This is a genomic window from Enterococcus sp. AMC1251 (assembly GCF_058216535.1).
In genome coordinates, this window is sequence record NZ_CM177098.1 from 2684080 (window position 1) to 2697906 (window position 13827).

Annotated in this window: 16 protein-coding genes and 1 pseudogene; 4 read left to right on the top strand and 13 right to left on the bottom strand. The window is 33.6% G+C overall.

Annotated features, from left to right (window positions below; translation table 11 throughout):
* Window positions 1–3: 3 nt before the first annotated feature.
* Genes AC4BBR_RS12665 through AC4BBR_RS12695 form a run of 7 tightly spaced genes read right to left on the bottom strand, consistent with a single transcriptional unit; the run spans window position 4 to window position 4416 of the window.
* A complete protein-coding gene (locus tag AC4BBR_RS12665) occupies window positions 4–765 on the bottom strand; it encodes an MFS transporter (protein WP_490459883.1) in 762 nt (253 codons plus the stop codon).
* Entirely contained in the window at window positions 650–1267 is a 618-nt protein-coding gene (locus AC4BBR_RS12670) for an MFS transporter (RefSeq protein WP_490459884.1), read from the bottom strand. The genes AC4BBR_RS12665 and AC4BBR_RS12670 overlap by 116 nt, the downstream gene beginning before the upstream one ends.
* A 27-nt stretch (window positions 1268–1294) precedes the next feature.
* Complete coding sequence (locus AC4BBR_RS12675) at window positions 1295–1705, bottom strand: ketoacyl-synthetase C-terminal extension domain-containing protein (RefSeq protein WP_490459885.1); 411 nt, start codon at window positions 1703–1705, stop codon at window positions 1295–1297.
* On the bottom strand, window positions 1650–3005 hold the full coding sequence (locus AC4BBR_RS12680) for a beta-ketoacyl synthase N-terminal-like domain-containing protein (RefSeq protein ID WP_490459886.1): 1356 nt from the start codon (window positions 3003–3005) through the stop codon (window positions 1650–1652). Before AC4BBR_RS12680 ends, AC4BBR_RS12675 begins: the two co-directional genes overlap by 56 nt.
* Window positions 3006–3016: 11 nt before the next feature.
* The gene (locus AC4BBR_RS12685; RefSeq protein ID WP_490459887.1) at window positions 3017–3331 is read right to left on the bottom strand and encodes a hypothetical protein; all 315 of its coding nucleotides are present in this window, start codon (window positions 3329–3331) and stop codon (window positions 3017–3019) included.
* A 33-nt stretch (window positions 3332–3364) separates the two neighbouring features.
* A complete protein-coding gene (locus AC4BBR_RS12690; RefSeq protein ID WP_490459888.1) occupies window positions 3365–4201 on the bottom strand; it encodes a condensation domain-containing protein in 837 nt (278 codons plus the stop codon).
* A gap of 50 nt (window positions 4202–4251) precedes the next feature.
* Entirely contained in the window at window positions 4252–4416 is a 165-nt protein-coding gene (locus tag AC4BBR_RS12695) for a hypothetical protein (RefSeq protein ID WP_490459889.1), read from the bottom strand.
* A 1001-nt stretch (window positions 4417–5417) separates the two neighbouring features.
* Between AC4BBR_RS12695 and AC4BBR_RS12700 the strand changes: the two are divergent.
* Window positions 5418–5602: pseudogene (locus AC4BBR_RS12700) on the top strand (IS5/IS1182 family transposase); the annotation flags it as partial.
* 57 nt (window positions 5603–5659) lie between these two features.
* Here AC4BBR_RS12700 and AC4BBR_RS12705 read toward each other — a convergent pair.
* From AC4BBR_RS12705 to AC4BBR_RS12725, 5 genes are all read right to left on the bottom strand, one after another.
* Window positions 5660–6637: a tetratricopeptide repeat protein gene (locus tag AC4BBR_RS12705; RefSeq protein ID WP_490459890.1), complete on the bottom strand. Its 978-nt coding sequence runs from the start codon at window positions 6635–6637 to the stop codon at window positions 5660–5662.
* Between the two features lie 117 nt (window positions 6638–6754).
* A complete protein-coding gene (locus AC4BBR_RS12710; protein WP_490459891.1) occupies window positions 6755–7045 on the bottom strand; it encodes a hypothetical protein in 291 nt (96 codons plus the stop codon).
* A 164-nt stretch (window positions 7046–7209) separates the two neighbouring features.
* Complete coding sequence (locus AC4BBR_RS12715; RefSeq protein WP_490459892.1) at window positions 7210–7884, bottom strand: ABC transporter ATP-binding protein; 675 nt, start codon at window positions 7882–7884, stop codon at window positions 7210–7212.
* A 3-nt stretch (window positions 7885–7887) separates the two neighbouring features.
* Window positions 7888–8979, bottom strand: a complete 1092-nt coding sequence (locus AC4BBR_RS12720) for an ABC transporter permease (protein ID WP_490459893.1) — start codon at window positions 8977–8979, stop codon at window positions 7888–7890.
* A gap of 138 nt (window positions 8980–9117) precedes the next feature.
* On the bottom strand, window positions 9118–9699 hold the full coding sequence (locus AC4BBR_RS12725) for a TetR/AcrR family transcriptional regulator (RefSeq protein ID WP_490459894.1): 582 nt from the start codon (window positions 9697–9699) through the stop codon (window positions 9118–9120).
* Between the two features lie 330 nt (window positions 9700–10029).
* Here AC4BBR_RS12725 and AC4BBR_RS12730 point away from each other — a divergent pair, with 330 nt between their 5' ends.
* Window positions 10030–10920, top strand: a complete 891-nt coding sequence (locus tag AC4BBR_RS12730; RefSeq protein ID WP_490459895.1) for a C40 family peptidase — start codon at window positions 10030–10032, stop codon at window positions 10918–10920.
* A 207-nt stretch (window positions 10921–11127) separates the two neighbouring features.
* Here the strand turns inward: AC4BBR_RS12730 and AC4BBR_RS12735 are convergent, their stop codons facing one another.
* Complete coding sequence (locus tag AC4BBR_RS12735) at window positions 11128–11412, bottom strand: hypothetical protein (protein WP_490459896.1); 285 nt, start codon at window positions 11410–11412, stop codon at window positions 11128–11130.
* A 222-nt stretch (window positions 11413–11634) separates the two neighbouring features.
* Here AC4BBR_RS12735 and AC4BBR_RS12740 point away from each other — a divergent pair, with 222 nt between their 5' ends.
* Both AC4BBR_RS12740 and AC4BBR_RS12745 read left to right on the top strand, forming a co-directional pair.
* A complete protein-coding gene (locus tag AC4BBR_RS12740) occupies window positions 11635–12333 on the top strand; it encodes a response regulator transcription factor (RefSeq protein ID WP_490459897.1) in 699 nt (232 codons plus the stop codon).
* Entirely contained in the window at window positions 12323–13819 is a 1497-nt protein-coding gene (locus AC4BBR_RS12745) for a sensor histidine kinase (protein WP_490459898.1), read from the top strand. Before AC4BBR_RS12740 ends, AC4BBR_RS12745 begins: the two co-directional genes overlap by 11 nt.
* The last annotated feature ends 8 nt before the right edge of the window (window positions 13820–13827 follow it).

Sequence of the window (13827 nt, forward strand, 5' to 3'; positions counted from 1 at the left end):
GTATTACTCCTTTTTAAGTCTATTTTTTTCTAAGTTGTTGATTTCTTTGGACTTCCCTAAACAACATGACAGAATTATCGTTCCTAATCCTAAAATTATAAATAACAATCCAATTCCTCTTGAAGGCCCTACACCAATAATCTGCCCTAATGAATCTGCAAGTAAACCTTCTTTTTTTAAAAGAGGATCAAATACATAATCGGCTAAAATTCCTGAGATTGCATAGGCAAAGACATAGCCTAACTGTGAAATAACAGAAACAATTCCCCAAACTCGTCCTTGAGCTTCATTAGGAATATTTCCTCTTATCAATACATCTATACCTGTGTTAATAAATGGAAGCGTAAAGAAGAATAAAAACAGCATCCAACCTATAACTATTACATTTGTTGTAGAACCTATCAAACTTATAAAGACGCCTGCAAGAGCTAAACAAATGATCATGTTACGACGTAAATGCTTATTCAAATTAAAAATACCTATAAGTACACTGCTAACCAACATTCCTATTGCACCAATTGACTGTATTGTTCCTAAAACCTGTACGGATGTGTATGATAGCAGCATTGGTGTAAAAAGCGTTTCAATAAAACCTATAAAGAAAGTAACGGTTGACATAATTAAGAGCAACATCAAAACGCCATACTGCTTATGAATCACCTGCCAACCATTTTTTAAATCTGTCAATACATGGCTCTTTTTTTGTCCTTTTGTTGTAGGTAGTTCTACTGTTCTTTTGACATAATATAGTGTAAGAATTGTCAAAAAAAACTGTACAGATATCGAACATAACTAGGGTAGAAACTTCTACGAAAGTAAGTAAAAAACCAGCCGCTAAAGGAGCTAACAAAAACTTTGCTGAAGAAGCTAACTGAATGAGTCCACTAGCTCTAGAATATTCTTCCTCTGACAATAGCTCCGTCACCGTAGCACGATAACAAGGATCAATCAATGATACAAAAACCGAGTTCAAACCAATACATAAGCAGATCTGCCAAATCTGGATCGTTGTATTGATCATTAAAAACCACATGACTAACAATACTAGTGCAGAAAACAAATCTCCTATAATCATTAACATCCTTCGATTGTATCGATCAGCCAAAACACCAGCAACCGGACTTAAAACAATCGCAGGTACAAAAGAGAAGAATGTTACCAGAGAAACACTTGTTGCTGTATTTGTCATTTGAAATACTAAAATACCAATTCCAAAAGCAGAAAGTCCGCTACCTACACTGGAAATCATTTCACCTAACCACATCATCTGTAAGGAAAAGCCATTCTTCCTTTTTTAAAGTGTCCAAGCAGCATGAGACAAGTTTATTTTTGAAATCGACTGATCTGTATAGTTTAAAATATTATCAATATTTCCTCTTACTGCTTCTCTTGTCTTATCAGAAACAACAAATAAGTTCTTTGGATTTTCATCAACTTGTTCGGTGTTCAAAGATTCTTCTAGAACCATATGAGCATTTGTCCCTCCTACCCCAAAGGAATTGATACCAGCCCTTATTAAACTTTCTGTTTCAACACAAAATCCTTTTGCTTTAACTTGAAAAGACCTAGTTTCAAATCGAATTTTTTGATTAGCTTCTTCATGGTTGATCGTTGCTGGAATAAATCTTTTCTTCAATACCATTGCTACTTTAATCAAGCCAACAACTCCTGCGATGGTGTCCGTATGACCAACATTTCCTTTCACGAAACCTAACGTACAAAAGTCGTTTTTTTGAGCTTGCGAACGCTTCAGTCAATGACTGTACTTCACATCGATCTCCTAGTGTAGTTCCGGTTCCATGTGCTTCAATATAAGAGATTGTTTCTGGATCAATTTCAGCTCGTTTATATGCTTCTTGAATCACTTCTACTTGTCCCTTAACACTTGGCGCTGTGAATCCAATTTTTCGATTGCCATCATTGTTGATTGCTGAGCCTTTTATTACAGCATAGATATGATCACCATCTAGATAGGCTTCTTCTGCCCATTTCAAAACAACTAATCCCATTCCATTTGAAAAAATGGTACCTTCAGCTTTTTGATCAAAAGGGCGACAATGACCATCTGGTGAAAACATCATTCCTTTTTTGTAAAGATACCCACCATCATTTGGCAATTCAACCGTAATACCGCCTGCTAAAGCAACATCACATTCACCTAAAATTAAGGATTGACAGGCTAGATGAGTGGTTACCAGTGTAGTTGAACACCCAGTTAAAGCTGAAAATACAGGATCAGTAATATTAAATTTATAAGCCAATCTGGTCGCTAAAAAATGGTTCGTACTCAAAGTGAATCGTTCATATAGGTTTCCAAAGTTTTCTTTTGAATCAACTAGTGTCTTATACCACTCAAAATCATCGGAACCGCCAATAAATATTCCTGTCTTTGATGTTTTATGTTGAGGAATATGACCCGCATCTTCAAAAGCTTCCCAAGCACCTTTATATAAGATTCTTAACTGAGGGGACATTTTTTGTACCTCAGATGGTGAATAATCAAAAAATTCTGAATCAAAGGTGTCTAAATTATTAATACGTCCTTTACTTTTCACATAGTCGGCATTATTAATTAGTGTTTCGTCAATACCTAGTTCCCGAAGTTCATCGTTTGTGTAAAAGTAGAGAGATTCTTTTTCTTCTACTAGGTTTTTCCAAAAGTCTATGATAGTATCAGAACCTGGAACATTTATAGACAACCCTATAATTGCAATATCAGATGATTGTAGAAATTTTTTCTTGCTAAAGAAAGATTTTCTATTATTGATTGCTGAAATATCTTCACTATTCAATTTCTCTGCTAATAGACGAATCGTTGGCATTTCCAATAAATCTGTAATTGGAAATTCACTTTTCAACTGCTTTTTTAGTTTGTTATGTACTTGAATCAATGCCAAAGAATGACCACCAATCTGTACAAAGTTATCATCAATACCAAAAGAGGAGAACCCCAAGACTTCTTCCCAGACTTTAAATATTACTTTTTCTAATTCTCTTTTGGGCATCTTTTTTATAGTTAAATTTTTTTCTGCAGAACATTTAATGTTTCAAGGTATTTACGGTCAACTTTCCCGCTATTATTATATGGAAGCTCAGAAACATTAATGAATAAAGTTGGTATCCTATAACTTGGCAAATGATTACTTAGCTGTTCCCTTAGGAAAAACAAATCCAACTCTTCTCTCAGATAGTAAACACATAACTTTTCGGCTGAAGCATCATCGTTCTTAACAATAAAAACTGCTTGGATAATTCCCTCAATCATTTCAAGCGTGTTCTCAATCTCACCTAATTCAATCCTGAGTCCACCGATTCTCACTTGATGATCCATTCATTCTTCCTATATATTCATTGGAACCATCAGCTAGTATACGAGCTTTGTCAGCTGTACGGGACATTTTTTTATAACCTGCTCTGTCTTCATTACCATAGTATGGATTATCAATAAATAAAAGCAAGCAAAGAAAAATTGGAAAACTGTAATTTCGAGCTCTTTGCTTTTCTCTTGTATTGCATAAAATAGTTTATCAGAGATAACGAAAGCCTTCTCATTAGATTCTCCATTTTTCTGATTAACTTGAATGAAATCTGCTAACATATCAACTGGTGTCATTCCTTTGTTTTTTTCATACCAAAAGTTTTTCTGATTATTATATGTTCCATTTTTTAGGTATTTATTTTCACTCAATACAAAATCTGAATACCCATGATCAACGTCAAAAGTAACTTCCGTACCATCTAAAACATTTTGATAATAATTCACCAATTTTTTCTGAAATATTCCCATAGAAATACCATCTAAAATAATGTGATGTGCACAAATAATACAACTATAACCATCCATCCCTTTAATTATAGAAACTCTAAACAGAGGAGAATCTTGTAATTTAAAGGGTTCATTTGTGAATTTAATCACATGAAGTTTGATCTCTTCAGAATAAATACTTTCTTCATACGTTGATAGACAACTCTTCTCATTATTCATCTCACTGATTTCAATAAATATTCTGTCACTATCTACTCTTAGATTCGCTCTTAAAATTTCCTGTTCAGCAACGACTATATCTAATGCCGTTTGCATAGTCTTTAAATCTAAATCAGGAATTGAAAATAGTGCTGAGATATTGTAATCTACCAGATTAGAGAATTGACAATCAAAATATATACCTTTTTGTACTTCAGATAATTCAAATTTTTTCATTTCGCACTTCTCCTATATCTTGTTTATTAACTTATTGTTTTATTCTAAAACTAGTTAAAATTCCAGATACCTTCAGCCAAAATTGATAACACTGTAATAAATGTCTGATAGGCAACATCCATAATTATAGTCGCAATACTATCTATATCTCTTTTCCCCGTTTCTTCTTTTTTCTCTTTATAAACAACACAATGAGACCATAGACCTAATTCCATAAGTATACATGGTAACTAATGTTCCTACCCAAAAAATTCCCTTTAAACCAAATTGCTATAATGCCCATAATACCTGAGCCAATTTGAGAAAATCCGTATTTAATTTGAAATAATCACGCTGGCCAACCAAGCATTTCAGCGGTCTGATCTGCTCGAATAATATTTACAACTAAACAAATAACCCCCACCAATCCAAAGGTTACAGCAAATTAATGTAATAATAATACATTACAAATTTCAGCTAAAGAGAAAGTTGTAATCCCCTTCATAAAGAGCTGTCCACATGCAGTTAATAGCCCTACGATCCACAATACCCAAAAAAATATTTTTATTCCCCCTATTTTATTTTCCACTAAAAAATATAAACAATAATTTTCTAAAAGTATCTTAATACCTTATAGAAAAACTAAATCTAAACATTTTTATTCTTATCTAATTCCAATGTCCTCTTACTTACAAAGATAAACAAAAAGATATTTTTTGTCAATGTATAATTTATATCACCATTAGAAAAAAGAAGTATTCGATCTAAAATTTAAATTCTTTACGAAATAAACAAAATCCATTTCCGACTTAATATCTATATAAAAGCATATTTCATCTCTTCAAAATTTTTTAAAACACTTTAATACTGATGTTATAGAATTATAAAATATCCGATACGATTTATGTTTAAAAATAAGTTCCAATATTCTCCTAATAAATTAAATTATCAAGCTAAAAAAAGAAAAAGGAGTTTGGGACAATAATCAGGCAAATCTGATTATTGCTCCACTTTTTTTTGATTTTAGGGTACACAAAAAGCACTCAAACCTGTAAGACTAAAGTGACAAAACCCAATCAGAAAGGAAGCAAGTGCTTTATGTTTAAAAATTAGACCATAGATCAAACAACTTTACCATTAGATATGGAAAAATATATCCCAAAAACCGATATCGCCTTTGCGATCAACGCCTTAATAGAAGTGATCCTTAAAAAACTTTTCGATCAATTGGAACAACAATCGTTTCCATTTACGCGGAAAACAAGGAGCGAAGATTGACATTGGTTTGGCACTCATGGCACTAAATTAGGGAACTATATGGAGAAGAAAGCACGTAAAAAAGAGAAAACTAGTCTGATTTTGACACTACTCATCAAAATCAGACTAGTTTTCTTTTTAAGAAGGACTATTGTCCCAAACTAGAAAAAAGTCTAACTTTTTGGGGGCACTACACTATTCAGCCCTTTACTCTTTTCACTTCTATAAAATCATCTTTTCCAATTCAAAGCGAATCTGACTTTGAATCATCTGGATTTTTTCGATTTCTAAACGCTCTTCATCTACTTGATATTTTTGTACAATTGGATGGTTATAAGAAATAACATAACTTATCGCCCACAACCTAGGATCTTCAATAATTTCATCTGCCAAAGGATAGAGTAAAGCAAAGTGCAAACGAATTTCTTCCATGATATCGACCAGTAAAATAGGATCATTGTTGATCAATTCTTTTTCTAAAAACAGTAATATTCTCTGGTACGACGCACTATCCAACGGTGTTCCGACAGACGCTGGAACAACAGTATATTTTTTGTTATCTCTCCACAAAAATTCAATTTCTTCTTTAACATGAAGGTTTGCAAGTTCTTCCATTATCCACGACCGAACCAAATTATGTACTCGCACATCTAGTAAAATTTTTTTCCCAATCACAATAAATTCATCTTGAGGCAGTTGTCCCGCTTTTTTCACGATTGCCATCTGCTCATAGTAATTATGGGCATGCAAATGATCCAGCTCTTCTTGTACTTCTTTAATTTTCCCAACTTCAACCTGCTGATACCTTAGTTCAACGTGACGGATTTTCTTTTTTAAAGAAATCAATTTTCTCATTTCTCCGCTTTGTTCCATCAAAATCCGTTCGTTAATAATAGTATGAGCTTGAATAAACATATGATTTTGGATCAAAATTTGGATATAAATCTCCAAATAATCCAAATAAGCAAAATATTTTTCTTTCATCTCTGAAGCTAATGATAATGCTTGTTCATTTTCACCTAGCTCTAAATACATATTTACCAACACTAAATTCAACGCAAAATCTTGTCGAATTGCATATGCTTGTTCGTAATAATCAACTGCTTCAATCAAATTATCCTTTTTTATTGCTTCTTGTCCCAGCTCAATAAACCGTTCATAGTTCTTTGGAAATGGAATTTGATTTGTCAAAAGAAACACCACCTTCCTAATGATTATTTCTCATGATATAACATCTACCAAAAGAGAAATAGTGTGTATCCTAAAAAAAGAAATAACTTTACTTGAAACTAGATATACTTAAAAATTAGCTAACTTCTAATATAAATTTCTAATAATAACAGCTATTTCAGCTTGACCTTGGGCCTGCATCCGTTCTGCTTTTTCTACCAATGTATAGCCAACATAGAAATCTTTTGTTAACTCATCTTGGACTTTAAATTCCACAACCTCTTCTACATGAAAAGCAGTTGGTTCAACTTCCTGGACACTATCCCACCCAGTATCAATAAATACTTTTGTATTATCATTGATTGCGGTATTTGTTTCAAGTTCCTCCACAAGCCTCTTTAACTGGGAAAATGTCATTACCTCTACTCTATTATCCATTGCACTACCCCACTTTCTGCTATTTTGTTTTCTTATACCAATCACATGTATATTCAACCATTTACTGTTCTCCACTATTATCATAACCTAAAATCGATTTTTATAATACTTAAAATTAAAAAGAAAGAAAATAAACTTTATTGTTTATTTCTTTCTCTTATTATTTACGATTCTTTTCTTAATTCACCATCTTCAATACGATAAACATTATCGCTCCATTCGATCATTCTCGGATCATGAGTAACCATAATCGTGGCTTTTTGTTTTTCATGTGCTTCTTTTGCTAAAATTTTTACCACTTCATACGCATGTTCTGTATCCAAACTAGCCGTTGGTTCATCCGCTAAAATCAAACTTGGCTCATTGAACAACGCGCGAGCAATAGCCACTCGCTGGCGTTCTCCACCAGAAAGATCTCTTGGGAATTTTTGGAGTAAGTCAGCGATATCTAAAGAAGATAATAATTCGTCGATTCGTTGTTTTTCCGTTTTTTTCTTTTCGATTTTATCGACTAATATAAATTGATTTTCCACAGTTAAAAATGGAATCAAATTAGATGATTGTAAAATAAACCCAATTTCTTCAAAACGTAACCTCGAACGCTTCTTTTCATTTAAATGGGTAAAATCTTTGCCGTTAATCTTAATCGTACCAGAAGTAGGTGTTTGTAACCCCCCTGCAATTGTTAAAAATGTACTTTTTCCTGAGCCAGAAGGTCCAATGATACTCACAAATTCTCCAGCTTTAATTGTTAAGTTGATTCCTTTTAGTGCTTCAACTTTTGCATGACCTGTACCAAAGGTTTTGCGGATGTCCTCCATTAATAAAATATCCGTCATTTTTTACCCTCCTATCGCTTTCATTGGATCAACGTGTGTTACTGTGCGAATCGAAAATACGCCGCCCAATACAGCAACGAAGATCAACACAATACTATAGATCCCTAGATTCATACTATCCAATTCAAATGGCATAGCAGATGGTAAAACGAGATTTGTCAACAAGGTCAAGACCACACCGATCAAAACGCCGATCACGCCTAAAATGAATGTTTGAGCAATGATCGATTTAATAATATACCCATTAGAGATCCCTTGTGCTTTCATTACGCCGAACAAACTTGTTTTTTGCAAGGTCATCACATAGATAAAAATCCCAATGATGGCAGCCGTAATCACAAACAAGAAATAGATCATCGCATTCAGTGTGAAATTTTGTTCGCTGTAACCTGGTAATTTTTCGATAAATGTTTCAATTTCATAGTTTGCCAAATGATCATCTGTCTCTTTCAACTGGATGTCACTTGTTTTAGTAGCACGGACAACAATACCATTGATTGGCGCTTTAGCGCCTTCAACTGTTTTGCCAAATTTAAGCTCTTGCCATTGATCCATTGATGTATAAATCAATGGTACAATGCTAAAGCTATTTTGTTTTGTGATTCCAACCACTTTCAGTTCTTTATCCAGTTTTCCAATTTTCACAGTATCTCCCAGTTTGATGCCTTTATCAACTAAGTTTTGCGGAATGATAATTTCGCCCGACTGTCTAAAATACCGTCCTTCAATTAATTTAGGTTTGATCGAACTATTTTCAGTCACACCAAAAAGAGAAATATTGATTTTGTCTTTATCTTTGTTTTGACCGACTTTGTTTAATGCGCCAGCATATTGTCCAATCGGTTCTTTTTCTCTTGCTTTTACTTGATTTAAATCATCCATAACCAAACTTGAAGCATTCAAACTCTTATTCGCATCCGCAGATAAAATAATACTCGTTGCGTCCCACTGATCAACACCTTGTCGCACACCTTGGGCAAGCCCATTCGCTAAACCAGATAGCATAAAAGCCACATAAGCAACCAACACAATAACACCTATGACTAACGTGTACCTAAGCTTAAAATACTTCATCTCTTCTATACCTAAAAACATTGATTCCACCTCTTTTTTATCAATTGATAAAAAAATACTTAAAAAAATACATTTTTATCACTTGATAAAAATTTTACCACGAAAAAAAGAATTGAACAACATTTTTTTATCACTTGATAAAAAATGTTGTTCAATTCTTTAAGAAACAATACCATGTAAAATCATGTCCATCAGTTCAGCGATCTGTTGCGAACGTTCTTTTTCCGTAGAAAGTTGATGAACTGTAGAAAATAGTAACGACAAACTCATAAGGTAAAACTGAGCAGCTTTTTTTGATGATATTTTACTGCTTAAAGGCGTTTGACTTGATTCAAAAATAGCTTGTAACGGATTCAAATAATAGTCATTCAGTATATGAAACAATTGTTGTTTGTTTTCCGGCTCCATTTCAGAAGCACTTTGGTGGATAAAAGAAAAAATATCTCTATGGTAAACATTCAACAATGCATTAGTACATTTGATTAATTGTTTTTCAAGTGGATCAGGTTCGTCTTTTATTTGTTCTAGCTCATCTTTCAGTTGACTACCAATCTGTTTATTGATTTCAATAAATAAAACTTCTTTATTGGAAAAATGATAGTACAAGGCTGGTTGCGTGATATTTACAGCTTTTGCAATGTCACGAGTAGAAGTATTTTTATACCCGTTAGTCAAAAAAAGCTCTTTAGCAATTTCTAAAATCGACTGATGAGTGATCTCAAATACTTTTTCTTTTTTCATTGTCCTACCCTCCATTTTTACATATAATTATACTCTTTACTGTATGAACTATTCTAAATCAAAATTGAAAAAAAAGATAGTTTTCGAAAAAAATGAATCTTAGTGATCTCAAATTTCAAAAACAATCGTTATCGAAACCTAATCACACTTATATTACAACTAACCATTAGTTTGAAATAAAAGAACCTTTTTTGTAAATCAAGAAACAAACATTTAACCTACCTTTTACAGACTTTCTACTCTCGCTGTGTTTAAATATTAACTAGCCTTGAAATTTTAAGTAATATTATTAAATTAACAGAAAAATTTAAATACATAAGGAGCATCTTTTTGAAAAAAAATAAATTTATCACTAAATTATTTCTCAGCTGTTTCATGTTTTCAGCTGGTTTATTGTTAAGTGACTACGCCTTTGCAACATCTACAGAAATAACCAATCAAGAGAAAATCATTACGGAATCTTCACAAAAATTGTCACAATTAAAAGAAGCAAAACAACTAATTTCAAAACAAAAACTAGAAAAAAACAATCAAATTTCTATCATAAAAAAAAATATTCAAACCATTCAAATCGATCTTGAGCAAGTAGAGAAAATCGAAACTATTGGATCTATTTTGGAAGGATCAGAATTAGATACTGAGCATCCTCCAGCACTTAAGACTCATTTCTCATCACTAACTGTCAAAAAAGATTCAATACCTGATAAAAAAGATCAATTAGCGGAGTTAAAAAAACAGCATGCTTCGTTAAAATGGGAAGTCGAAACCATTTTAAAACAAGAGTCGGAGGCAATGAAACAAGAGACTCAATTATCAGATAAAATCGTTCAAGTAAACAAACAAAAAACGGAGCAAGCAAAACAAACAGATACACGTTCAGCCATTATCGCTGCTGCAAAAACTCATTTAGGCAAACCATACGTGTATGGTGCTGCAGGCCCTGATGCTTTTGATTGCTCTGGTTTAGTCCAAGTCGCTTTTGCTTCTGCTGGACAGTCCTTAGGTCGGACAACCGTTGACCAAGAAACAGCTGGTAATACAATTTCGGTAGCGGAAGCTCAAGCAGGGGATTTAGTTTTTTGGGGAAGTCATGGTGGAACTTATCATGTAGGAATCTCAACTGGTGACGGTTCATATATACATGCACCCGTACCTGGTGATGTTGTACAGGTCGCAACAGTCGCTTCTTATGCTCCCGATTTTGCTGTAAGAGTTTTATAAAAACGCCTCACTAAAAAATCATTACTCGTATAATATAAGCAATGATTTTTTAATCATTTTTATGAGTTTCTTGACGATTCGCTGACAAAACCCAATTTTTTTAGAATGACGAGCAATTATGGTACTTTGCAATTGTGTGTAATTTGATTTGTGTTCCTTCCATCTTTCCGATGGGGGAACATTTTTTTATTCGGCTTTTTTACTATTTTACCAACAAGAATTAGTCATTCTGCTATGATGTCTTTGGTTACTATTTTCTATATGATTTCTACGAGCATTTTCTCTTCTATCATGAGAGTAGTCATTTGTTTCTTCCCATTTTTTTTGAAGCTCTAAACTAGTCCGTTTATCCTCACTAAATTTTCGATGTCGCCCTATTTTATACGTCTTCATAGAATGACTTTCTGGACTACCGGCTTCACTGACGATACCAAACCCTAATGCTCCGACGAATAATCCGACAAATAACCCCTTAATCATTTTCTTCTTCATTTCTTGATTCCTCCTCTTATAATTTTAAAAGCGTAGCAAGCTCTTTGCATCACGTACGCCCAAGAGCTTTAACGTTTAGGAATTGATGTAATAGTGTCTGCTCTGTAACTAGCTACCTTTCCTTTAGTTTAATCAATAATTGTGTCAAATATGTGTCAAAAATAAATTCCCCAAATAAACAATTATTGACTATAATAAAAGGAGGAACTAGGAGGATATTTCATGAAAAATATTTTGATTGTTGATGATCATTTGCAAATTACAGAAGTCTTAAAAGAATATGTTATAAAAGAAGGTTTTTCACCGATCGTGGCTTCCGATGGTCAAGCAGCCCTTGATGCTTTTTTTAGTCATTCTATTGAGTTGATTTTATTAGATGTCATGCTTCCAAAACTTGATGGATTCGATGTTTGCAAAAAGATACGGAAAACTTCGAATATCCCGATTATCATGGTCACAGCTAAAGGGGAAGACTATCATCGAATCATGGGCTTAGATATTGGGGCAGATGATTATATTGTTAAACCATTTTCCCCAAGTGAAGTCATGGCACGAATTCGAGCGATTCTAAGAAGAATTGAACGGACAGAAGAAAACCAACTTACGATGGAGCAACTGGCCTATGATAATTTAGTCGTCTACTTAGAAGAAAAAAAAGTCACCATCACACAACAAGAAATCCAATTAACTAAAAGAGAATTAGAACTGCTATGGTTACTCTTAGCAAACCGTGAAAAAGTATTTTCAAGAGATAACTTGTTAGACAGTCTATGGGGCATTAATTATTTTGGTGACGCAAGAACTGTAGACACCCACATTAAACGTTTACGGGCAAAATTAGACGAAGTCACTCATCCAAACTGGGAAATTGCTACGGTTTGGGGTCAAGGGTATAAATTTGAGGGGAAAAATGAAAAATAAACTAACTAGAAAACTTATCCTTTACTTTTCACTTACATTGTTCCTTTTTTCATTGGTGATCGGTGTGGCATTCAGCACATTATTTTCCAAACAAACAGTTACTATCCATACTGAAGAAATGACCCGACGTGCGACGGTTATCGCGGAAACGTTAAATGATTATTTTACTGAAGAAGAAACAACGAATAATAATCGCTCTTCTATGCACGATATGACGGGCTCTAGCGCCTCAATGAAAATGGGGATGGGGTATTCTTCGTTTCTTAAATTTATGGATCAATTCGCAATGGATGATATTTGGATTGTCGATGAAAATGCTGATACAATCATTGTAGGTCATGGTATGCATAGCAAAGAGTACGGTGAATTACCCGATAATGCTCGGAATGTAATCAAGAAAGTCTATACTGGTAAAACTTCCACTAGCGATGCATTCAGCAATTTTATTGGAGAACCAACCGTTACTGTAGGCGCACCAATTAAAAATAACAGTGGCGATGTTCTAGCTGTTGTTTTACTTCATTCTGCTGTTTCCAGTGTTCGTAAAGAGGAAAAACAAGGGTTCTTATTGCTGTTCATCAGTATTGTGATTGCTTGGATCATTGGACTTTTATTATCCATTTTTTTATCAAAAAAATTCATAGCGCCAATCAATAAAATGAGTTACTTTACTGAAGAACTTGTTATTGAAAATTATGACGAATCATTAAATATTTCTGCTAATGATGAAATAGGACAACTAGGAAAAACGCTAACGATTTTAAAAAACCGACTTGCCGAAGCAAAGTTTCAGCGGGAAAATCGTGAACAAGCTCAAAAGAATTTTCTATCCACAATTTCTCATGAATTACGAACACCTGTAACAGTAATTCGAGGTTCACTTGAATCATTAAATGACGGCTTGATCGATCAGCCGGAAAAAATCGAGCAATATCATCAACAATTGTTAGCTGAATCCATTGTTTTAGAACGGTTAATCAATGATTTGCTGGAGCTTTCCAGACTAGAAAATCCCGAGTTTACCATTACAATGGAATCTGTTTCGATCAATGATATTTTATCAGATAGTTTAAGAAGTCTCCGTTTAAAATCAGCAGAAAAAGAGCAGCAATTACTATTGGACAATTCAGTAGAGCAACCGATTATTGTCAACGGAGATTATGGCAGGATTCGCCAACTTTTTGTTATTTTGATTGAAAATGCACTCAAATTTTCGCCAAAACAAGCCACTATCTCCGTTCAGTCTAAAGTAGAAACAGACAACATGATCATTAGTATTCATAATCCTGGTTCTTATATTTCTTTAAAAGAACAAAAAGAAATCTTCCAACGTTTCCATCAAGCTCGTTCAAAAAAACAAACGGATGGTACTGGATTAGGATTAGCAATTGCTAAAGAAATCGCTGAACGGCATCATTTTGGTTTAGATGTTCATAGTGACAAAAAAAACGGAACAACATTTTCTATTAGAATACCAATTCAATAGAAAAAGGC